The 21,475-nt window shown below is 61.1% G+C and carries 18 protein-coding genes; 12 read left to right on the forward strand and 6 right to left on the reverse strand.

Annotation, left to right across the window (positions count from 1 at the left end):
* Positions 1–17 precede the first annotated feature (17 nt).
* Positions 18–2,147: a DNA helicase RecQ gene (recQ, locus tag TX24_RS04380; protein ID WP_034136124.1), complete on the forward strand. Its 2,130-nt coding sequence runs from the start codon at positions 18–20 to the stop codon at positions 2,145–2,147.
* Between the two features lie 121 nt (positions 2,148–2,268).
* The gene (locus TX24_RS04385; RefSeq protein ID WP_003193007.1) at positions 2,269–2,703 is read left to right on the forward strand and encodes a MarR family transcriptional regulator; all 435 of its coding nucleotides are present in this window, start codon (positions 2,269–2,271) and stop codon (positions 2,701–2,703) included.
* Positions 2,704–2,832: 129 nt separating this feature from the next.
* Here TX24_RS04385 and TX24_RS04390 read toward each other — a convergent pair whose 3' ends face one another.
* Positions 2,833–5,022, reverse strand: a complete 2,190-nt coding sequence (locus tag TX24_RS04390; protein ID WP_057709774.1) for a patatin-like phospholipase family protein — start codon at positions 5,020–5,022, stop codon at positions 2,833–2,835.
* An 83-nt stretch (positions 5,023–5,105) separates the two neighbouring features.
* On the opposite strand from TX24_RS04390, the gene TX24_RS04395 reads away from it, so the two are divergent.
* Positions 5,106–5,393: an Rdx family protein gene (locus TX24_RS04395; RefSeq protein WP_003193004.1), complete on the forward strand. Its 288-nt coding sequence runs from the start codon at positions 5,106–5,108 to the stop codon at positions 5,391–5,393.
* A gap of 34 nt (positions 5,394–5,427) precedes the next feature.
* Here TX24_RS04395 and TX24_RS04400 read toward each other — a convergent pair whose 3' ends face one another.
* Positions 5,428–5,709 carry a hypothetical protein gene (locus TX24_RS04400; RefSeq protein ID WP_003193002.1) on the reverse strand — a complete coding sequence of 94 codons (282 nt, stop codon included), beginning with the start codon at positions 5,707–5,709 and terminating at the stop codon, positions 5,428–5,430.
* A 130-nt stretch (positions 5,710–5,839) separates the two neighbouring features.
* Positions 5,840–6,724, reverse strand: a complete 885-nt coding sequence (locus tag TX24_RS04405; RefSeq protein ID WP_003193000.1) for a DMT family transporter — start codon at positions 6,722–6,724, stop codon at positions 5,840–5,842.
* Positions 6,725–6,868: 144 nt separating this feature from the next.
* Here TX24_RS04405 and TX24_RS04410 point away from each other — a divergent pair, with 144 nt between their 5' ends.
* Positions 6,869–7,678, forward strand: coding sequence for a UDP-2,3-diacylglucosamine diphosphatase (locus TX24_RS04410; RefSeq protein ID WP_003192999.1), 810 nt, complete (start codon positions 6,869–6,871; stop codon positions 7,676–7,678).
* 176 nt (positions 7,679–7,854) lie between these two features.
* On the opposite strand, the gene TX24_RS04415 is transcribed toward TX24_RS04410, so the two are convergent.
* The 3 genes from TX24_RS04415 to phhA form a co-directional block, all read right to left on the reverse strand.
* Entirely contained in the window at positions 7,855–9,048 is a 1,194-nt protein-coding gene (locus tag TX24_RS04415) for an amino acid aminotransferase (protein ID WP_057709775.1), read from the reverse strand.
* On the reverse strand, positions 9,048–9,404 hold the full coding sequence (locus tag TX24_RS04420; protein WP_003192995.1) for a 4a-hydroxytetrahydrobiopterin dehydratase: 357 nt from the start codon (positions 9,402–9,404) through the stop codon (positions 9,048–9,050). The genes TX24_RS04415 and TX24_RS04420 overlap by 1 nt, the downstream gene beginning before the upstream one ends.
* 98 nt (positions 9,405–9,502) lie before the next feature.
* A complete protein-coding gene (phhA, locus tag TX24_RS04425) occupies positions 9,503–10,294 on the reverse strand; it encodes a phenylalanine 4-monooxygenase (RefSeq protein ID WP_003192992.1) in 792 nt (263 codons plus the stop codon).
* A gap of 257 nt (positions 10,295–10,551) precedes the next feature.
* Here phhA and TX24_RS04430 point away from each other — a divergent pair, with 257 nt between their 5' ends.
* From TX24_RS04430 to TX24_RS04465, 8 genes are all read left to right on the forward strand, one after another.
* Entirely contained in the window at positions 10,552–12,117 is a 1,566-nt protein-coding gene (locus TX24_RS04430; RefSeq protein WP_003192990.1) for a sigma-54-dependent phenylalanine hydroxylase transcriptional regulator PhhR, read from the forward strand.
* Positions 12,118–12,831: 714 nt separating this feature from the next.
* Positions 12,832–13,572 (forward strand): flagellar basal body rod protein FlgF, encoded by a 741-nt coding sequence (locus tag TX24_RS04435; RefSeq protein WP_003192988.1) that lies wholly within the window; start codon positions 12,832–12,834, stop codon positions 13,570–13,572.
* Positions 13,573–13,634: 62 nt separating this feature from the next.
* The gene (gene flgG, locus TX24_RS04440) at positions 13,635–14,420 is read left to right on the forward strand and encodes a flagellar basal-body rod protein FlgG (protein ID WP_003192986.1); all 786 of its coding nucleotides are present in this window, start codon (positions 13,635–13,637) and stop codon (positions 14,418–14,420) included.
* Positions 14,421–14,472: 52 nt separating this feature from the next.
* Positions 14,473–15,168 (forward strand): flagellar basal body L-ring protein FlgH, encoded by a 696-nt coding sequence (flgH, locus tag TX24_RS04445; protein WP_003192984.1) that lies wholly within the window; start codon positions 14,473–14,475, stop codon positions 15,166–15,168.
* A gap of 6 nt (positions 15,169–15,174) precedes the next feature.
* The gene (locus tag TX24_RS04450; RefSeq protein ID WP_161793221.1) at positions 15,175–16,284 is read left to right on the forward strand and encodes a flagellar basal body P-ring protein FlgI; all 1,110 of its coding nucleotides are present in this window, start codon (positions 15,175–15,177) and stop codon (positions 16,282–16,284) included.
* A 4-nt stretch (positions 16,285–16,288) separates the two neighbouring features.
* On the forward strand, positions 16,289–17,548 hold the full coding sequence (gene flgJ / locus TX24_RS04455; protein ID WP_057709776.1) for a flagellar assembly peptidoglycan hydrolase FlgJ: 1,260 nt from the start codon (positions 16,289–16,291) through the stop codon (positions 17,546–17,548).
* Positions 17,549–17,558: 10 nt separating this feature from the next.
* Entirely contained in the window at positions 17,559–19,604 is a 2,046-nt protein-coding gene (gene flgK, locus TX24_RS04460; RefSeq protein WP_032895936.1) for a flagellar hook-associated protein FlgK, read from the forward strand.
* A gap of 14 nt (positions 19,605–19,618) precedes the next feature.
* Positions 19,619–21,229: a flagellar hook-associated protein 3 gene (locus tag TX24_RS04465; RefSeq protein ID WP_034136121.1), complete on the forward strand. Its 1,611-nt coding sequence runs from the start codon at positions 19,619–19,621 to the stop codon at positions 21,227–21,229.
* Positions 21,230–21,475: the final 246 nt, after the last annotated feature.

The following is a 21,475-nucleotide window of genomic DNA, read 5'->3' on the forward strand; positions in this document are numbered from 1 at the left end:
CCATTTTGGAGTTTTACATGCTCGAGCAGGCTCAACGCGTCCTCAAGGACATCTTCGGCTACGACAGTTTTCGTGGCCGCCAGGGTGCGATCATTGAGCGCGTGGCCAGTGGCGGCGATGCCCTGGTACTGATGCCTACCGGTGGCGGCAAGTCGCTGTGCTTCCAGGTGCCGGCGCTGTTGCGCAATGGCCTGGCCGTGGTGGTGTCGCCGCTGATTGCGCTGATGGACGATCAGGTCGCCACCCTTGAAGAACTCGGAGTCGCCGCCGCGTCGTTGAACTCCACCCTCAGCGCCGAGCAGCAGCGCGACCTGGCTGCTCGCATCAAGCGTGGCGAGGTGAAAATGCTTTACCTGGCGCCGGAGCGCCTGGTGCAGCCACGCATGCTGGCCTTTTTGCAGAGCCTTGAGATCGCGCTGTTCGCCATCGACGAAGCCCACTGCGTGTCGCAATGGGGTCACGATTTCCGCCGCGAATACCTGCAGCTTGGCCAATTGGCCGAACTGTTTCCCGATGTGCCGCGCATTGCGCTGACCGCCACCGCCGACAAGCGTACCCGCGAAGAGATCGTCGAGCGCCTGCATTTGCAGAACGCCGAGCGCTTCCTGTCGAGTTTTGACCGGCCCAATATTTTCTACCGCATCGTGCCCAAGGAGCAGCCACGCAAGCAGTTGCTGGCGTTCCTGTCCGAGCGGCGTAGTGACGCGGGCATCGTGTACTGCCTGTCGCGCAAGAAAGTCGACGAGGTCGCGGCGTTTCTCTGTGAACAAGGCTACCCGGCACTGCCTTACCATGCCGGCCTGCCCAATGAAACGCGATCAGCGCACCAAAAACGCTTCCTCAACGAGGAAGGCCTGATCATGGTGGCAACCATCGCCTTTGGCATGGGCATCGACAAATCCAACGTGCGTTTCGTGGCGCACATGGACCTGCCCAAGTCCCTCGAGGCCTATTACCAGGAAACCGGGCGTGCTGGCCGCGATGGCCTGCCGGCGGATGCCTGGATGGTCTACGGCCTGCAAGACGTGGTGATGCTCAAGCAGATGCTGCAGAACTCCGAGGGCGACGAGCGCCACAAGCGCCTGGAGCAGCATAAGCTCGACGCCATGCTCTCGTTGTGCGAAGAGACCCGCTGCCGTCGCCAGACCCTGCTGGCGTATTTCGACGAAGACATGCCTGAACCCTGCGGCCACTGCGATAACTGCATCGACGGCGTACAAACCTGGGACGCCACCGAGCCGGCGCGCCAGGCGTTGTCGACGATCTATCGCACCGGTCAGCGTTATGGTGTGGGCCATCTGGTGGACGTACTGCTGGGCAAGGACAACGAAAAAATCCGCAGCTTCGGCCACGAGAAACTCTCGGTGTACGGGGTCGGCAAAGCCCGCGCCGAAGGGGAGTGGCGTTCGCTGTTTCGCCAGATGGTTGCCCGTGGTCTGGTCGACATCGATATCGAAGGCTACGGCGGGCTACGCCTGAATGACAGTTGCCGGCCGTTGCTCAAGGGCGAAGTGAGCCTGGAACTGCGCCGCGACCTCAAGCCGCAGACCACCGCCAAAAGCAGCAGCGCCAGCCAGGCCAGCCAATTGGTGCGGGGCGAGGAGCGCGAACAATGGGAAGCCTTGCGCACCCTGCGGCGCAAACTGGCGCAGGAGCACAGCGTGCCCCCCTACGTTATCTTCCCCGACTCCACCTTGCTGGAGATGCTGCGCGAGCAGCCCACCACCATGGCCGAGATGGCCCGGGTCAGCGGTGTGGGCGCGCGCAAACTGGAGCGCTACGGCCAGGCCTTCCTGGAAGTGCTCGGCGGCCAGGCCGAAGCGCCGAAGGAAATCGCCGATATTCGCCACGAACTGATCAGCCTGGCCCGTGCCGGCATGACCCCGATCCAGATCGCCGGCCAGCTGCAATGCTCGGAAAAAAACGTGTACACCTTGCTCGCCGAAGCCATCGGCAAGCAGCAATTGTCCCTGGAGCAGGCCCTTGATTTGCCTGAGGATTTGCTCGGTGAAATCCAGGACGCTTTTCTCGATGGAGAAGGCGAATTGCCAGCTGTCACGGAGATTGCGCCGTTATTTACCGGGCGTGTTCCGGAAGGCGTTTTGTACTGCGTGCGTGCTGCTTTGCAGTCGGAATTCGAAATTTAGTGTGCCAATTACGACAATGTAACGAATCAGTACATAGCGGGCCTTGCCTACTGACAGGGCTCATGCTTAGCTGACTAATAATTAGCCATACTTTATTTTCAGTCTTAAACATGAGTTTTTTATGCCGTTAACCGATCAACACCGTTTTGGCATGCAGTTGGCGCAAATGTCCCGAGGTTGGCGCGCCGAACTGGATCGCCGGCTGGCGGGGCTGGGCTTGTCCCAGGCGCGCTGGCTCGTGCTGTTGCACCTGGCTCGTTTTGTCGAAGCACCCACCCAGCGTGAATTGGCCCAAAGTGTCGGCGTGGAAGGGCCCACCCTGGCCCGTCTGCTCGATAGCCTGGAAGGCCAGGGCCTGGTGCAACGCCAAGCCGTGGTGGAAGACCGTCGTGCCAAACGCATCCTGCTGTGCGATACCGCCCAACCGCTGATCGACCAGATCGAAACCATCGCCACGGCGTTGCGCCATGAGTTGTTCGTGGGTGTGAATGAGGAAGACCTGCGGGTGTGCATGCGGGTGCATGAGCACATCCTGGCGAACCTGGAAAAGTCCTGATCTGCAGTATGTAGGAGCGAGCTTGCTCGCGAAAAACGTCACGATAATGCGGGCTTTCTGAATAAACGCGGCGTCTGTGGATTTTTCGCGAGCAAGCTCGCTCCTACAAAAGTCCTTGGCAATCCTTTCCTAGAACGTCTGGCCCAGGTTCAAGTACACCGCCTTCTGGTTATCATCATTGAACCCATAGCTGAAATTCAGCGGCCCCAATGGCGTATCAAACCCCAGGAAAATACTCGCGGCATTGATATAGCCGCTGTCGAACTCGTTATCGTTGTTCCACGCCCGGCCCCGTTCCAGGGATGCGCCCAGGTACAACGGGAAGTCCAGCGGCAGGTACGAGCGCGGGGTGAGCCTGCGGAAGTACACTGCGCGCATCAGGCTGATGTTCTGCCCTGAAATCGCATCTTGGCGGAAGCCCGACAATTGCCGTGCGCCCCCCAGCAGGAAGCTGGAAATCACCACATCCGAATCATCCAGGGTGCGCCCATAGCGGCCGCCCAGTATCAGGGTGTCCGGGCCGTGGCTCATGGCCTTGTCCAGCTTGAATTCCCACTGGCGGTAGCGCTGGTCGGAGCCCAGGCCGGGTTCGAACTCGCGAAAGGCCAGGCTGATGTCTTCGCCGCTGTGGGGGAAGTACACGTTGTCCAGGGAATCGAAGGAGTATTTGAGCTCATAGAAGCCTTCGCTGAAGTTCACACTCGGTAGATCGCGGTCGCCAATGCGCACGTCCGCCTTGCCCCAGGCTTCGCCCACGCCGAAGCGGATCTCGCCGCTGTTGCCGATCTGTCGGCCCACGTTCAAACCAAAGCCGTAGCGTTCCAGGCGGTATTCGGAGATGGGGTCGTTGTCCAGGATTAGCTCGACGTTCTGTGCCTCGGCCTTGATGTAGGGGGCCACAAAGTAGCGTGAGCCGGTGTCCATGGGTTGGTAGAACTCGCTGTACAGCTCCTGCCGATCACCAATCTGCACCCGCGTCAGCCATTCCGCGCCGAGGCGGTTGATGCCGTTCACGCGGTAACTGGCGCCGAGGTTGAAGGCGCTGTCGCCGCGCATGTCGTCCGAGAGGTTCAAGCCCAGGCGCAGGTAGTCGGTGCCGCTGCGCTTGCCGCGTGCACTGATCACCAGGGTGTTGTCCTGGCCTTTTTTTACCACTCGGTATTGCACCTGCTCGAAGTAATCCAGGCCGTACAGGGTGCCCATGTCTGATTGCAGGCGGCCCAGGTTCAACGGTTCTCCCAGCCCCTGGCGAATGTAGTAGCGGATAACGTCGTCGCTGACCTTGGAGTCGTTCTCCACCTGGATTGCGGTGATCACCGGGGTGCGTTCGCCCGGCGTGCGCGCAGCTATCAGGTCGGCGTCGATGGGTTCGGCAGGGCGTAGGTGTGCCAGGCGTACGTCGAGGGCACGGGTGGCGCGGTAGCCGGCATCGATCATGTCCTTGGCGCGGCCAAAGTCGGTGACGCCATAAGCGGCCAGCGGCGGTTGGATCAACACGTCCTTGGGGTACAGGGCCTTGAGTTGTTCCTCGGAGTTACGCCGGGTCATCAGGGTGATGGACTGGTTGAGCACGTCCACCACGGTGGCCAGTTGCTTGCGCGAGCGCAGCGGGGTGCCGATGTCGACCACAATCGCGATATCAACGCCCATCTCCCGCGCCACATCCAACGGGATGTTGTCGGTCATACCGCCGTCCACCAGCAGGCGGCCGTCCAGTTCCACCGGGGCGAACACCGCGGGGATCGACATGCTGGCGCGTATCACCTGGGGCAGGTGGCCTTTGCTGAACACCACTTTTTCGCCGGTGGTGATGTCGGTGGCCACGGCACGGAAGGGGATTGGCAGCTTGTCGAAGTTACGCGTGTTGCTGCTGTGGGCGAACATGCTCTCCAGCAGCAGCGCCAGGTTCTGGCCCTGGATCACGCCCAGCGGCAGGCCGAGGCTGCCATCGTCGCGGAAACTGAGTTTTTGTTTGACCAGGAAATCCCGGTCATCCTGTTTGCGCCGAAACGGTACGTCTTCACGCGGTGGCGCGTCGGACAGGGCCTGCTGCCAGTCGATACCCAGCGCCAACTTCTCCAGCTCGTCAATTTTGTAGCCCGACGCGTACAACCCGCCAATCACCGCCCCCATACTGGTGCCGGCAATCGCATCGATATGAATACCTTGCTCTTCGAGCGCCTTGAGCACGCCGATATGCGCCAGGCCACGGGCGGCGCCGCCGGACAGCACCAGGCCGATTTTTGGGCGGGGGGCTTCTACCGCGTCGGCAAGTAGGGGGAATAGGCACAGGAACAGGCAAGACAGCAGGCGGCGCATCATCAATCTCGTGGCTGGGCGACAAAGGCCGCTATTATAGCCACCCGATTCGCTGAGCCTGTTACGCCAGGAGCCGCTTAATGATGTCTGCATGCAAACCCGAGATCGTGATCACCTATTGCACCCAGTGCCAGTGGTTGCTGCGCGCCGCGTGGCTGGCCCAGGAGTTACTCAGCACCTTTGCCGATGACCTGGGGCGCGTGGCGTTGGAACCGGCCACCGGCGGCGCGTTTCGCATCACCTGTGATGGCGTGCAGATTTGGGAGCGCAAGGCCGATGGCGGTTTTCCCGAGGCCAAGGTGCTCAAGCAGCGAGTGCGCGACCAGATCGATCCCCAACGCAATCTGGGCCATAACGATCGTACACAATGAAAGTCACCGCCGCAGAGGGGCGGTGACCCTATCGCTACTTGGCAGCTAGCTTTTGTTTGATAAAGCCTACGGCCCACGTCAACACCAACCCACCGACGCCACCGCCGACGATATTGCTGCCGATCGCGGCCACATCCAGTGCTTCGCCGCTGGTGGTGCCTGTGAGTGCGGCGACAATCTGGCCTAGCACCAGGCCGCCGACTCCGCCGAGAAAGGTATTGAGCCCCGTCCCCAGGCTCTGTTTGGTCATGCCGGCGATGTTGCCACCGACGGCACCGCTGATGATCTGGACCAGCAAGCTGATGAGCATTTCTATAATGAAGCTCCTGCATCGCATTGAGGGATGACCACTCGCTTGCAGCAACTTCAGAAAACACCAAGGCTGTCGTCGAGGAGTCTTTATCCGTTGAACGACTACAGACTGTTGCGGACGTTTAAAGTATAGATCAGGCTGTGGCTGCCGGTTGCTTGGCCTGGCTGGCGCTGCCCATCAGGCCGGAAAGCACGATGGCGACGATGATCAAGGCGCCGCCCAGCAACATGCGCAAGGTCGGGGTTTCGGCAAACAGCAGCCAGGCCACGGTGATGCCGTAGACCGGTTCCATGGCAAACACCACCGAGGCGGTGCGTGCCTTGATTACGGCGAGGCTGGCGACAAACAGGCTGTGGGCCAGGCCGGTACAAAACACCCCCAGCAGCCCGATCCACAGCCAGTCGATTGCACGCACATCTGCCAGCCCCGGCGCGGCCACGGGCAGCAGGCAGGCGGCAACTACGACGTTCTGGCACAGCGCGGCCTGTACCGCAGGAATCCGCCCGGAACTGGCGCGATTGTTCAGCGACAACAACGAGAACAACAGCCCCGAGGCGATGCCCCATAGCAGCCCGCCCGTGGCCTCGCTGGCGAGATTGAAATCCGGGGTCACAAGCACCAGGCCAACGGTGACCAGCACCACCAGCAGCACTTCATTGGCGCGAATGCGCTCGCGGAAGATCAGCCCTTCAAGAATCACGGTAAAGGCCGGAAAGGCAGTGAACCCCAGGGTCGCCACGGCCACGCCCGCGACTTTGACGGCAATAAAGAACGTCACCCAATGGGCGGCCAACAACACACCGCTGACCAGCAGCCGGCGCCAGTCACGCATCTCCAGCCTCTTCCACGGAGCATTGCTGGCAAAGCGGGCGAATACCGCCAGCGCCAGCACGGCAAACGCCGCCCGGCCAAATACGATGATGGCGGGGGAGGCGGCTGCGAGTTTGCCGAATACGCCGGTAAGGCCAAACATCAATGCGCCGATATGTAGGGCGCCGAGGGCTGAGCGGGGAGTCATTGCGATCCTTAGCAGCAGGGGGGGGCAGGGCGGTAGTCTAACAACGCTTGTCGGCGTGTGCGCTGTCATCAGACTGACGCACGCTTGTCATGGGCTATTAATCGCCAGGGCGCAAGCTCGCCAAAACAGCGTCGAGGGATGCCCATGACCCGTGCCGAGTTCACCAAGCCCAGCCGCAAGCAACGGGTGCGAACCCTGTGGATTTCCGACGTGCACCTGGGCACCCGGGATTGCCAGGCCGAACACCTGTCGCACTTTCTCAAGGGCTACCACGCCGACAAGGTCTACCTGGTCGGTGACATCATCGACGGTTGGAAAATGCGCGGCGGCATGTATTGGCCTCAAGCCCATACCAACGTGATCCGCCGCCTGCTGACCATGGCCAAGCGTGGCACCGAGGTCATCTATGTCACCGGCAATCATGACGAGTTCCTGCGTCGCTATTCCAAGCTGATCCTGGGCAATATCCAGTTGGTCGATGAAGCCGTGCACGTCACCGCCGATGGTCGCCACTTGCTGGTGATTCATGGCGACCAGTTTGATGTGATCACGCGCTATCACCGCTGGCTCGCCTTCCTCGGCGACTCGGCCTACGAATTCACCCTGACGCTGAACCGCTGGCTGAACCACTGGCGTGCGCGGTATGGCTACGGTTATTGGTCGCTGTCGGCGTACCTGAAACACAAGGTCAAGACGGCAGTGAGTTTTATCAGCGATTTCGAAGAGGCGATTGCCCACGAGGTGACCAAGCGGGAATTGCACGGGGTGGTGTGCGGGCATATTCACCATGCCGAGATTCGCAAGGTGGGCGAGGTGGATTACCTCAACTGCGGGGATTGGGTGGAGTCGTGCACGGCCTTGATCGAGCACTGGGATGGGCATATCGAGTTGTATCGGTTGGCGGATGCGCAGGCCAAAGAGGCACTGCTAAAGGCCGAAATGGTCGCTGGCTGAAGCCCTGCGTGCTTATAAAAGTGGGCGCTGGCTAGGTATCGCACACGGATTCAGCGTCCGGCATCAATCCCCTGTGGGAGCGGGCTTGCCCGCGATGGCGGTGGGCCAGGCAATTAATCTGCAACTGAACCACCGCCATCGCAGGCAAGCCAGCTCCCACACGTAATCCTGTTGCTTCAGTTGGAAACGTCGGCGATGGCTTGAGCCAGCAACGTCAAGCGCGTTGCATCAACACCGGCCACGTTAGCCCGCCCCGAACTGACCATATACACACTGTGCTTCTCGCGCAGTTGCTTGACCTGCTCGGCACTCAAGCCGGTATAGGAAAACATCCCACGCTGCGCGCCGATATGCGCAAAGCGCTCGGCCAGCCCATGGGGCGCAAGCGCTTCCACCAACCCGGAACGCAACTGGGCGATCCGCGAACGCATGGCCTCGACTTCCTCGCTCCACTGCTTTTTCAGCTGCGCATCACCGAGGATGGTCGCCACCACGGCGGCGCCGTGATCCGGCGGTGTCGACCACAGGTTGCGAGCGATATTCGCCAGTTGGCTGCGTACATCGGTGAGCTTTTCGGCATCCGCCGCACAGACGATCAATGCACCTACGCGATCGCGATACAGGCCGAAGTTCTTCGAGCAGGAGCTGGTGATCAGCACTTCCGGCAGCTCGGCGGCAAACAGGCGCACCGCCCAGGCGTCCTGCTCCAGGCCATCGCCAAAGCCCTGGTAGGCGAAGTCGATCAGCGGCAGCAACTGGCGTTCACGCACGATCTGCAAGACCTGGCGCCAGTCATCCTGGGACAGGTCAAAGCCGGTCGGGTTATGGCAGCACGCGTGCAGTAATACCACGTCGCCCTTGGGCACGCTGGACAGGGTCGCCAGCATCGCCGTCAGGTCCAGGCGGTTGTCGCTGCCCACGTAAGGGTAATGACTGACCTTGAGCCCGGCCTTGGCAAAAATGGTTTCGTGTATCGGCCAGGTCGGGTTGCTCAGCCACACGCCACGGCCCGGCAGGCTGTGGGCGATAAAGTCGGCACTCAGGCGCAGGGCGCCGGTGCCGCCGGGGGTTTGCGTGGCGCCAGCGCGGCGGTCACGCAGCAAGGCCGAGTCGGCGCCGAGCACCAGTTCGCTGATCAGGCTGCCGAAGGCTGCATCGCCATGGCCACCGATATAGGTCTTGGTCACTTGGGTCTCGACCAGGCGCTGTTCCGCCAGCTTCACCGAGTGAGGAATCGGCGTCAGGCCTTGGTCGTCCTTATAGACACCTACGCCCAGGTCGAACTTGTTCGGGTTGGCATCCTGGGCATACAGGTCCATCAGCCCGAGGATCGGGTCGCCGGGCACGCGACCAATGGCATCGAAATGCATTACTTGCGGCCCTCGGCGGTCTTGGCCACTTCGTCGGTGCGCGCGGCCATGATGAAGTCGTTACGGTGCAGGCCCTTGATGGAGTGGCTCCACCAGGTCACGGTGACTTTGCCCCACTCGGTGAGCAGGCCTGGGTGATGGCCTTCGGCTTCGGAGATTTCACCCATGGCGTTGGTGAAGGCCAGGGCGAATTTGAAGTTCTTGAACAGGAAAACCTTTTCCAACTGCATCACGCCGTCGCGCACTTCGATGTTCCAGTCAGGGATCTGCTTGATCAGTACCGGCAGTTCTTCATCGCTGACTTGCGGGGCATCGGCGCGGCAGGCTTCGCAGTGGGCTTGGTTCAAGGTGGTCATGGAAGGTGTCCTGAATTCGAATGATTGAAGGTCAGTGGCGTTACCCTAAAGCAACGCGGGGCCAGGGAACAGACTCACCTGGCCTTAAAACGTGAGGTTCACGCGGCTTTGGGCTTGGGTGGGAATTTCGGTGCGTGCAGACCCAGCTGCATACCGCGCTCGACCATGCCCATGATGTCTTCCTGCGCCACGTCGAACAGGCGCTTGAGTTCGGGCAAGACGAAGTACAGCGGTTGCAGGATGTCGATGCGATAGGGGGTGCGCATCGCTTCCAGCGGATCAAAGGCCTGGTGCTCAGGCTCGTCCGACAGGCAATACACACTTTCTTTAGGCGACGACAGGATGCCGCCACCGTAGATACGCCGGCCCTGGGGCGTGTCCACCAGGCCGAACTCGATGGTCATCCAGTACAGGCGCGCAAGGTACACCCGTTGCTCCTTGGTGGCCGCCAGGCCGAGCTTGCCGTAAGTGTGGGTGAATTCAGCGAACCAGGGGTTGGTCAGCAGCGGGCAGTGGCCAAAGATCTCGTGGAAAATATCCGGCTCTTGCAGGTAGTCCAGTTCTTCACGGGTGCGAATAAAAGTCGCCACCGGGAACTGCTTGCTGGCCAGCAATTCAAAAAAGGTCTGGAAGGGAATCAGCGCCGGCACGCGGGCGACTTGCCAGCCGGTGGTGTCGGCCAGCACCTTGTTGATCTCGCCCAGTTGGGGAATGCGGTCCAGGGGCAGGCCGAGCTTGTCGATGCCGTCCAAGTATTCCTGGCAGGCGCGGCCCTCGATCACTTTCAATTGGCGAGTGATCAGGGTGTTCCACACCGCATGTTCTTCTGGCGGGTAGTGGATAAAACCTTGCGCATCGGGCTCGCGGGCCACGTAGTGCGTCTGCTTCATACGGCTCTCCTGCTAGGCATTCGTTCTTGTTATGTCCTGGGATGCCTCTATTGATAACCGGATAGGCGCAGGATTCCATCAGCCTTTAATGGACGCATGTAGGAAAAATCACCGACAATCGTAAAGTATTCGTTACGATAGTCCGACTTGTCACAGCTATGGGCTGGGAATGGCTGCCGTACTGTCACATAATCTTGACGACTATCTGCGCCCAGCGACAAAAAGACGCGGCGCCTACTCCCTTTTCGAGTCTTTCCATGCGTATCAAAGTGCACTGCCAGAACCGCATCGGCATCCTGCGGGACATCCTCAACCTGCTGGTAGAGTACGGCGTCAACGTCGCCAAGGGCGAAGTCGGCGGTGAGCATGGCAACGCCATCTACCTGTTCTGCCCTAACCTTGTGAACATGCAGTTCCAGGCGTTGCGACCGCAGTTCGAGGCGATTGCCGGGGTGTTTGGCGTCAAGCGGGTAGGGCTGATGCCCAGCGAGCGTCGGCATATGGAACTCAATGCGTTGCTCGGCGCCCTGGAATTTCCAGTGCTGTCCATTGATATGGGCGGCTCCATCGTGGCCGCCAACCGTGCGGCGGCGCAGTTGCTTGGCGTACGGGTAGATGAAGTGCCCGGGATTCCCCTGTCGCGGTATGCCGAGGACTTCGACCTGCCGGAACTGGTGCGCGCCAGCAAATCGCGAATCAATGGCCTGCGTGTCAAGGTCAAGGGCGACGTATTTCTGGCGGACATCGCGCCCCTGCAATCCTCCGAGCACGACGACAGCGAAGCCATGGCCGGCGCCGTGCTCACCCTGCACCGGGCCGACCGGGTCGGTGAGCGTATCTATAACGTGCGCAAGCAAGAGCTGCGTGGTTTCGACAGCATCTTCCAAAGCTCCAAGGTCATGGCCGCAGTGGTGCGCGAAGCACGGCGCATGGCGCCGCTGGATGCGCCGCTATTAATAGAAGGCGAAACCGGCACCGGCAAGGAGCTGCTGGCTCGAGCCTGCCACTTGGCCAGCCCGCGGGGGCAGTCGCCGTTGATGGCGCTCAACTGCGCGGGGTTGCCCGAGTCGATGGCCGAGACTGAACTGTTTGGCTATGGCCCCGGCGCATTTGAAGGGGCGCGGGCGGAAGGTAAATTGGGCCTGCTTGAGCTGACGGCGGGCGGTACCTTGTTTCTCGATGGCGTGGGAGAAATGAGCGCGCGCTTGCAGGTCAAGCTGCTGCGCTTTCTGCAGGACGGTTGTTTTCGCCGGGTGGGCAGTGATGAAGAGGTGTACCTGGACGTGCGGGTGATCTGCGCGACCCAGGTGGACTTGTCGGAACTCTGCGCCCGGGGTGAGTTTCGCCAGGACCTTTATCACCGGCTGAATGTGCTGTCGCTGCATATCCCGCCGTTGCGCGAATGCCTGGATGGCCTCGCGCCGTTGGTCGAGCACTTTCTCGACCAGGCCAGTCGGCAGATCGGTTGCCCACTGCCCAAGCTGGCCCCTGCGGCCATGGACAAACTCAGCCACTACCACTGGCCGGGCAACGTGCGGCAATTGGAAAACGTGCTGTTCCAGGCGGTGTCGTTGTGTGAGGGCGGTACGGTCAAGGTTGAGCATATTCGTCTGCCGGACTATGGCGTGCGCCAGCCGCTGGGTGATTTTTCCCTGGAGGGCAGCCTGGAGGATATCGTCGGGCGCTTTGAGAAGGCGGTGTTGGAAAGCCTGTACGCCGAACACCCCAGCAGTCGCCAGTTGGGCAAGCGCCTGGGGGTGTCGCACACCACCATTGCCAACAAACTGCGCGATTACGAAGTGCTCAAGGCTGATCGCAGTTAAAACGGTGGGAGCTGGCTTGCCTGCGATGACGGCCTAACAGTCAACACAGTTGGACCGGGTACATATCCGTTATTTAGGTAACGGCCACTTAGGGTTCCGCTCTGACAGCGGCTCACTTTTGAAAGGAGCCGGAATGCCGGCCCAGCCAAAAGTAAGCAAAAGGCTCTTGCCCCACCACTCGGCACCTCGCTTAGGCTCGGTGTGCCCGAACACAGGCTTGAATCCGTGGGCCGCCGCCACGCGCCATCCATGGCGCGGGGCGGCTAACCCGGCGTCCTGCCGGGTTACCCACGAATTCAAGCCTGCGTTCGGCCAGCGTGGTTTAACGGGGCGCCTGAGATCAAGATCAAGAGCAGATCAAGAGCGACTTGCTTCGCATCGTGGTTACCGTTTGCTGCTACAGCCCACAAGGTTGTGTAGATATCTATGCTGCGATAGGGGACTGTCAGTTGGCATATCAGTGCCTGTTCCGCCGCTATCGCAGGCAAGCCAGCTCCCACATTTGAGCTCTGTCGTTTTTCAGGCCGGTGTTTGCCGCTGGCGGCAGTAGTCCGCCGTTTTTTCGACTGTTTCTCCCTTGCCTATTTCAGATACCTCCACGAAACCCCCGCCGCGCCTGGACTTTGGCCTCTTTTGAAAAGTTGGTTCGCAAATTGCTTAAGCCTCCTCAGTACAGCGGTGGGCGGCAAGCGTCCGTCAGAAAGAGGATAGAGCGTGGACAAGTACCTTTATGTGGCAATGACCGGCGCCAGCCAGAATGCACTGGCGCAGAAGGCCCATGCCAACAATCTGGCGAACATTTCCACCAACGGCTTTCAGCGCGACCTGGAGCAGGCGCGTTCGATGCCGGTGTTCGGTGACAGCTTTCCGGCGCGGGCGTTTGCCATGACCGAGCGGCCGGCCACTGACTTTTCTCCGGGCGCGATGATCGAAACCGGCCGCGACCTCGACGTGGCCGTCAGCGGTGACGGCTGGATGGCCGTGCAAACCCCGGATGGCGGCGAAGCCTACGTGCGCAGCGCCAGCATGAACGTGGATGCCCTGGGCGTGCTGCGTGCCGGCAACGGTATGCCAATCATGGGCAACGGTGGCCCGATTGCCGTGCCGCCCCAGCAGAAAATCGAAGTGGGTTCGGACGGCACCATCAGCATCCGTGCCATGGGCGAAGGCCCGCGGGTGATGGCGGAAGTGGACCGTATCAAGATGGTCCAGCCTGACCTCAAGAACATGACCAAAGGCCTGGACGGCACCATCCACACCAAGGATGGCCAGCCGGCCCAGGCCGACGCGAACGTGCGGCTGACCTCGGGTTTCCTGCAGGCAAGCAACGTCAATGCCGTGGAAGAAATGACCGCGGTGCTGGCGCTGGCCAAGCAGTTCGAGCTGCACATCAAGATGATGAACAGCGCTAAAGAAGACGACCAGGCCATGACGCGCGTCATGCAGATGAGCTGATTCAAGCCCACTAATTAATTTGCAACGCAGCGCCAACCATCCGGCGCACGAAGGAGAACAGCATGCTTCCGGCTCTATGGGTTGCCAAGACAGGCCTGTCCGCCCAGGACACCAACCTGACGACCATTTCCAACAACCTGGCAAACGTGTCGACCACGGGCTTTAAACGTGACCGCGCCGAGTTCCAGGACTTGCTCTATCAGATCAAGAAGCAACCGGGCGCCCAATCGACCCAGGACAGCGAACTGCCGTCGGGCCTGCAATTGGGTACCGGTGTGCAGATCGTCGGCACCCAGAAAAACTTCAGCGCCGGTAACCTGCAGCAAACCGGCCAGCCCCTGGACATGGCGATCAATGGTCGCGGCTTTTTCCAGGTGCTGCAACCGGATGGCACCACCTCTTACACCCGTGACGGCACCTTCCACCTGGACTCCAACGGCCAGATCGTGACCGCTAACGGTTTCGCCCTGGAGCCTGCCGTCGTGGTGCCTCCCGACGCCAAGACCTTCACCGTCGGCAACGACGGCACCGTGTCCATCACCGTCGCGGGCAACCCGGCGTCCCAAGTGATCGGTAACCTGCAAACCGCCGACTTCATCAACCCGGCCGGCCTGCAGGCGATGGGCAACAACCTGTTCCTGGAAACCGCCTCCAGTGGCGCGCCGCAAATCGGCACCCCTGGCTTGAACGGCTTCGGTACCACGCTGCAAAGCACCCTGGAAACCTCCAACGTCAGTACCGTTGAGGAGATGGTCAACATGATCACCACCCAGCGCGCCTACGAGATGAACTCCAAGGTGATTTCCACCGCCGACCAGATGCTTTCGTTCGTCACGCAGAATCTGTAATCAGTCTATGGGGCGCCCTTGAGGGTGCCTGCAACACCGTGAGGTTAGGGTCATGAATCGCTATGTTTGTGTGTTGGCATTGAGTGGGATCGCCGTGCTTGCGGGCTGTGTCGCCCCCTCGCCAAAGCCCAATGACCCGTACTACGCGCCGGTGTTGCCACGCACGCCGCTGCCGGCGGCGGCCAACAATGGCTCGATCTACCAGGCCGGGTTCGAGCAGAACCTGTACAGCGACCGCAAGGCGTTCCGGGTCGGTGACATCATCACCATCACCCTGAACGAGAAGACCCAGGCCAGCAAGAACGCCAACTCGCAGATCGGCAAAAACAGCAAGACCAGCATTGGCCTGACCTCGCTGTTCGGCGGCGGCTTGAACACCAACAACCCGCTGGGCGGTGGTGACCTGAGCCTGGACGCCGGCTACAGCGGCGACCGCGCCACCAACGGCAAGAGCGCGGCCGGGCAGGGCAACAGCCTGACCGGTTCGATCACCGTGACCGTCGCCGACGTATTGCCCAACGGCATCATTGCCGTGCGCGGTGAAAAGTGGATGACCCTCAACACCGGCGACGAGCTGGTGCGCATCGCCGGCATGGTCCGCGCCGATGACATCTCCACCGACAACACCGTGCCGTCGACGCGCATTGCCGATGCACGCATTACCTACTCGGGCACCGGTTCGTTTGCCGATGCGAGCCAGCCGGGCTGGTTCGACCGCTTCTTCCTCAGCCCGCTGTTCCCTTTCTAGGTGGCCATTTTGAAGTTCAAACAGCTGATGGCGATGGCGCTTTTGTTGGCCTTGAGCGCTGTGGCCCAGGCCGAGCGCTTGAAGGACATCGCCAGTATTTCCGGCGTGCGCTCCAACCAGTTGATCGGCTATGGCCTAGTCGTGGGGCTTAACGGCACGGGTGACCAGACCACCCAGACGCCGTTCACCCTGCAAACCTTCAACAACATGCTCTCGCAGTTCGGCATCAAAGTGCCGCCAGGCTCGGGCAACGTGCAGTTGAAGAACGTCGCAGCGGTGTCAATCAGCGCCGATCTGCCCGCGTTCGCCAAGCCGGGGCAGGTGGTGGATATCACCGTGTCGTCCATGGGTAACTCCAAGAGCCTGCGCGGCGGCACCTTGCTGATGACGCCGCTCAAAGGTATCGACGGCAACGTCTACGCCATCGCCCAGGGCAACCTGGTGGTCGGCGGTTTTGACGCCGAAGGCCGCGACGGTTCGAAGATCACCGTCAACGTGCCGTCGGCCGGTCGTATCCCCGGTGGCGCCACGGTTGAACGCACCGTGCCGAGTGGTTTCAACCAGGGCAACAGCCTGACCCTGAACCTCAACCGCTCCGACTTCACCACCGCCAAGCGCGTGGTCGACAAGATCAATGACATGCTCGGCCCTGGCGTGGCCCAGGCCATCGACGGCGGCTCGGTTCGCGTCACTGCGCCTTTGGACCCAAGCCAGCGTGTGGACTACCTGTCGATCCTGGAAAACCTTGAGGTGGACCCCGGCCAGGCCGTGGCCAAAGTCATCATCAACTCGCGCACCGGCACCATCGTGATCGGCCAGAACGTCAAGGTCTCGCCAGCGGCGGTAACCCACGGCAGCCTGACGGTGACCATCACCGAAGACCCGATCGTCAGCCAGCCTGGGCCGTTGTCCGGTGGCCAGACGGCCGTGGTCCCGCGCTCGCGCGTCAATGCCCAGCAAGAAGCCAAGCCGATGTTCAAGTTCGGCCCCGGCACCACCCTGGACGAGATTGTCCGTGCGGTGAACCAGGTGGGCGCTGCGCCCGGCGACTTGATGGCGATCCTCGAAGCTTTGAAGCAGGCCGGCGCGTTGCAAGCCGACCTGATCGTGATCTGAGGCCATGGCCATGGATATGCGCAAGAGCGGTATCAGCAGCACGGCGGACTCGGGGTCTTACTCCGACCTGAACCGGCTTAACCAGCTCAAGGTCGGCGACGACAAAAACAGTGAAGGCAACCTGCGCAAAGTGGCGCAGGAATTCGAGTCGCTGTTTTTGAACGAGATGCTCAAGTCCATGCGTTCGGCCACCGAGGCCCTGGGCAAGGACAACCCGCTGAACACCCCGGCCGCCAAGCAATACCAGGAAATGTACGACCAGCAATTGGCGGTGTCGATGTCCCGCGAAGGCGGTGGTATCGGCCTGGCCGATGTGCTGATGCGCCAGATGCAGAAGAACAAGCCGGTGGAGGCCCAGGCCGCCACCTTGCAAGGCCCGGCGGCGGATGCGCCGGTGAAGAAAGTCGATGTGCCGACCGAGATTGCCGCCGGTACCCAGGCCGAAGGCCCGTTGGGCCGCTCCAATGGCCAGCGGCCTTTGTGGGCGTATCGCGTGGCCGTGCCTGAGGGCGCCAGCACCCATGCCAACGACATGGAACTGATGAACCAGCGCCGTATCGCCTTGCCCAGCAGGCTGGCCGACCGCCTGCTGGCGGGCATCGTGCCGAACGCTCCGGTCGAAGCCAAAGCCGCGCCCCTGCGTAACAGCGCTGCCGACGACACGGTCATCAACAGCAGCGCGCGTAGCTTTGCCGTGCCGAGCGGGCGCATGCAGGTGTATGGCCGCGCCATTGCGCAGCCACCGCTGGCGCCGGCCAAGAAAGCCTTCAGTTCCCAGGATGAATTTGTTGCCACCATGCTGCCGATGGCCAAGGCCGCCGCCGCACGTATCGGTATCGACCCCAAGTACCTGGTGGCCCAGGCCGCACTGGAAACCGGCTGGGGCAAATCGGTGATGCGCGCCGAGGACGGCAGCAGCAGCCACAACCTGTTCGGCATCAAGGCCGGCCAGAGCTGGCAGGGCGGCCAGGCCCGGGCGATCACCAGCGAGTTTCGCGATGGTGCGATGGTCAAGGAAACGGCGCAGTTCCGTTCCTACAGCTCCTATCAGGACAGCTTCCACGACCTCGTGACCCTGCTGCAAAGCCATGATCGCTATAAAGAAGTTGTGAAATCAGCCGACAACCCGGAACAGTTTGTACGCGAGTTGCAAAAAGCCGGTTATGCAACCGACCCGGATTACGCCAGCAAGATTTCGCAGATCGCAAAAAACATGAACAGTTACCAGAACTACGCTGCCGCTGGCGCAACCACACATTTATAAGGTCTGAACCATGAGTTTGCTCAGTATCGGGATGTCAGGGCTCAATGCCGCTCAAGGATCGTTGTCGGTCTTGAGTAATAACATCGCCAACGTGAATACCCCGGGGTACTCGCGTCAGCAGACCACGCAAAATACCAATGCGTCGAACCCGTTCGGCGGCGTGTACATCGGCAGCGGCACCACCCTGGCCGATGTGCGCCGGGTGTACAACGAGTACCTGGACACCGCTTACCAGAACAGCACGGCGCTCAATAACGACGCCAAGGCGTACCTGGATCAGGTGGGGGCCGTCGACAAAGTGCTGTCGGACAAAACCACCGGCCTGTCCTCGGTGCTCAGTTCGTTCTTTGCCACCCTGCAAACCGCCGCGTCCAACCCCAGCGACCTGTCGGCCCGCCAACTGCTGGTGACCAACGCCCAGACCCTGAGCAGCCGTTTCAACGCGATCTCCACGCAGTTGACTCAGCAGAAAGAGACGATCAACAACCAACTGAGCAGCATGAGTGACCAGGTCAACCAATTGACCGCCTCGATTGCCTCCCTCAACCAGCAGATCTCCCAGGCCCAAGGCAGCTCCAACAGCGCCCCGGCCAACCTGCTGGACTCGCGTAACGAGGCAGTACGTTCGCTCAATGAGTTGATTGGCGTGACGGCCACCGAGAAAAACGGCCAATTCAGCGTGACCACCGGCAGCGGCCAGTCTCTGGTAGAGGGCGGGATCTCCAACAAGATTTCCGCCGCGCCAAGCAAAACCGATAACAGCCAATACACCATCCAGCTGGACATGAACGGCACCACCCTGGACCTGGGCTCGGTGATCAGCGGCGGCAGCATCGGCGGCCTGTTGCGCTATCGCAGCGATGCCCTGATGCCGGCCATCAATGAGCTGGGCCGTATCGCCATCGCCACGGCAGACACGCTCAACAACCAACTGGGCCAGGGCCTGGACCTCAACGGTGACTTTGGCGTTTCGCTGTTCAAAGACATCAACAGCGCCGCCGCCATTGCCTCGCGCAGCCAGGGTGCCTCGGGCAACAGCGCCGGCGCGGGCAACCTGAACGTGACGATCAAGGACAGCAGTCAGTTGTCCACGTTTGACTACACCGTGACCTTCAGCGACAAGACCGATCCTAACAAGATCACGGTGTTGCGTTCGGACGGCAAGGCCATGGGCACCTTCGACATGAGCTCAACACCGCCGCCGACCCTGGATGGCTTCACCCTGGCGCTGGACGGCAAGGGTACCATGGCGTTTGGCGACAGTTTCAAAGTCAGCCCCACCGCCACGGGCGCCAGCGGTATTGGCGTGGCGCTCACCGATGCGAACAAACTGGCGTTCGCCGGCCCGTTGGCAGGTACCAGCAGCACGACCAACAGCGGCACGGGCACCTTTACCCAGCCGGCCTTGACGGTGCCTCTGGATATCCATGGCGGCACCGACACCGCGCAGTTGCGCGCTGGTATTGAAAACTCGATGCCGGTGAAGATGGTGTTCGGCAAGCCCGCCGCCGACGGCACGCAGTCCTATACCATCAACGACTCCAAGGGCAACCCGATTGGCACTGGCTCGATCATTCCGGGGCAGGGCAACAAGATCACCGTGGACGTGCCGATGCGCGACGCCAGCGGTGCCGCCATTCCCGGCAAGAGCTTCAAGTTCGACACCACCGTCAACGGCTCGCCGGCAGACGGCGACAGCACCACCTTTGCCTTCAACAGTGGCGGCAAGTCCGACGGCCGCAATGCCCAGGAACTGCTGAACCTGCAAACCAAGGCCACCGTCGGCATGGGCGATGGCAACGCGGGCACCAGCCTGGTGGGTGCCAACAGCAAGCTGGTCTCGACCGTGGGGGCCAAGGCCAGCCAGGCCGGGGTCGACACCGCCGCCACCGGCGCGTTGCTCAGCGCCAACAAGGAAGCACGCAACTCGGTATCCGGGGTCAACCTGGATGATGAAGCGGGCGACATGATCAAGTTCCAGCAGTACTACACCGCGTCGTCGCAGATCATCAAGGCTGCGCAGGAAACCTTCACCACACTGATGAATGCTCTTTAAGGGAGGCTGGGACGATGCGTATTTCTACACAGCAGTATTTTGAGACCAGCTCTGCCAAGTACCAGAGCAACTATTCCAGCGTGGTCAAGGCCCAGGACCAGGCCAGCTCCGGTGTGCGCGTGCAGACCGCCGCGGATGATCCGGTGGCGGCGGCGCGGTTGTTGATGCTGCAGCAGCAGAAAGACATGCTGGCGCAGTTCAATGGCAACATCGACACCCTGAAAAACTCGCTGACCACCCAGGACGGCGTGCTGGAAAATATCAATATCGCGATTCAACGGGCCAGTGAGTTGGCGCTCAAGGCGGGTAACGTCGGCATCAGCGACGCTGACCGCAAGTCGACGGCCGCCGAGATTGGCGCCATTGAAGACCAGGTCCTGGGCCTGCTCAATACCAAGGACGCCAGCGGCAATTACTTGTTCTCCGGCAGCAAGACCGACACGCCGCCTTACGCCCGCAACAATGACGGCACCTACAGCTACCAGGGCGATGACACGCCGCTGAGCTTGAAGATCGCAGAGAACCTGTCGGTTGCCATGGGCAATACCGCCAAGAGCATGCTTGAAAGCTCGGCGAATACGGGCCGTACGCAAACCGCGCCAATCCTCGTGCCGCCAGCGGTCGACGATGGCAAGGTCACCGTCTCTGCCGGGCTGATCGCGGCCAACAGCAGCTATAACAGCAGTTTTTCCGATGGTCAGCCGTATAAGCTGACCTTCACCAGCAGCACCCAATACGTCGTCACGGACAATGCCGGCAAGGACATCACCTCGGAGATTCCGGGCAACGGCACTTTCGACGCTACCAAGGAAGGCGGTTCGACTATCAGCCTGCGCGGGGTCAAGTTCGACATTGGCTTGAACCTGGGCAAAGACGCGCTGGGCAAAGACATACTGCCAGGCGCGCCGTCGGACGCCATCGTCAAGGACCGCGAATTCAGCCTGTCGGTCAAACCAGACACCTTCAGCGTTTCGCGCACCCCGAGCAATCCGTCCACCGCGCAACTGAGCGGCGGCACGGTGAGCGATCCGGCGGCTTACGCCAGCACCTTTCCCAATTCGGGCGTGATCGTAAAGTTCGGGGCCGCTGGCGCCTATGACCTGTATGCGCAGCCGTATAGCGCAGACAGCAAATCCATCGCCAGTGGCACCCTGGCGGCCGGCGCAACCACCATCACGGCGGCAGGGGTGACCTTTGATGTCACCACCGCACCGGCGCCGGCAGCCGGCGACCAGTTTGCGATCAGTGCCACCAGCAACAAGAACGAGAACGTCCTCGATACCCTGAGCCATCTGCGCAAAATTCTGGAAACGCCGTCAGACGGCAATCCGGCGGCGCAGAAGGAGCTCAAGGATGTGGTAGCCAAGTCGATTGGCAACTTGACCAATGCCTACGGGCAGATCGACCAGGCACGCGGCTCACTGGGCGCGCGCCTCAATGGCCTGGATATTCAGTCCAAGGAAAACGTCAGCCTGGACCTGGCCAATACCACCACCATGAATGCCCTGGGCAATGTCGACTTCGCCGAAGCCGCCGTCAACCTGAGCTTGCAGCAAACCATGTTGCAGGCTTCGCAACTGGCCTTCGTGAAAATCTCGCAGTTGAGCCTGTTCAACAAGATGTAAACGGCGTTCAGTCAAGCGGCCCGCTCTGGAAACAGGGCGGGCCGTTATCGTTTCTGGGGCTAAATTGTTGAAACGTTTTGCATAAACCACGCAAAATTGAGTGACCTGTGAGTCATAAAGCGCATCTTCACTGTATCGTGTGAAAAGGATAAGTCGTCACAGGGCCTTCATCGGGCGGCTTTCAGCGAGATTTTCATGGGGTTATCCCCTTTATTGTCAGCACTCCCGGCGTAGCCCGAGGGGTGT

Origin of the sequence: Pseudomonas lactis, from assembly GCF_001439845.1 — a bacterium.
GTDB lineage: Bacteria > Pseudomonadota > Gammaproteobacteria > Pseudomonadales > Pseudomonadaceae > Aquipseudomonas > Aquipseudomonas lactis.

Bases quoted from the DNA above. Each gene is read 5' to 3' on its own strand.
- TX24_RS04395 (WP_003193004.1), top strand. From the start codon at position 5,106: ATGTCTGCATGCAAACCCGAGATCGTGATCACCTATTGCACCCAGTGC.
- TX24_RS04390 (WP_057709774.1), bottom strand. From the start codon at position 5,022: ATGCGCCGCCTGCTGTCTTGCCTGTTCCTGTGCCTATTCCCCCTACTT.
- TX24_RS04405 (WP_003193000.1), bottom strand. From the start codon at position 6,724: ATGACTCCCCGCTCAGCCCTCGGCGCCCTACATATCGGCGCATTGATG.
- flgG (WP_003192986.1), top strand. From the start codon at position 13,635: ATGCTTCCGGCTCTATGGGTTGCCAAGACAGGCCTGTCCGCCCAGGAC.
- TX24_RS04420 (WP_003192995.1), bottom strand. From the start codon at position 9,404: ATGACCACCTTGAACCAAGCCCACTGCGAAGCCTGCCGCGCCGATGCC.
- TX24_RS04465 (WP_034136121.1), top strand. From the start codon at position 19,619: ATGCGTATTTCTACACAGCAGTATTTTGAGACCAGCTCTGCCAAGTAC.
- TX24_RS04410 (WP_003192999.1), top strand. From the start codon at position 6,869: ATGACCCGTGCCGAGTTCACCAAGCCCAGCCGCAAGCAACGGGTGCGA.
- TX24_RS04385 (WP_003193007.1), top strand. From the start codon at position 2,269: ATGCCGTTAACCGATCAACACCGTTTTGGCATGCAGTTGGCGCAAATG.
- flgJ (WP_057709776.1), top strand. From the start codon at position 16,289: ATGGCCATGGATATGCGCAAGAGCGGTATCAGCAGCACGGCGGACTCG.
- TX24_RS04430 (WP_003192990.1), top strand. From the start codon at position 10,552: ATGCGTATCAAAGTGCACTGCCAGAACCGCATCGGCATCCTGCGGGAC.
- phhA (WP_003192992.1), bottom strand. From the start codon at position 10,294: ATGAAGCAGACGCACTACGTGGCCCGCGAGCCCGATGCGCAAGGTTTT.
- TX24_RS04415 (WP_057709775.1), bottom strand. From the start codon at position 9,048: ATGCATTTCGATGCCATTGGTCGCGTGCCCGGCGACCCGATCCTCGGG.
- recQ (WP_034136124.1), top strand. From the start codon at position 18: ATGCTCGAGCAGGCTCAACGCGTCCTCAAGGACATCTTCGGCTACGAC.
- flgK (WP_032895936.1), top strand. From the start codon at position 17,559: ATGAGTTTGCTCAGTATCGGGATGTCAGGGCTCAATGCCGCTCAAGGA.
- flgH (WP_003192984.1), top strand. From the start codon at position 14,473: ATGAATCGCTATGTTTGTGTGTTGGCATTGAGTGGGATCGCCGTGCTT.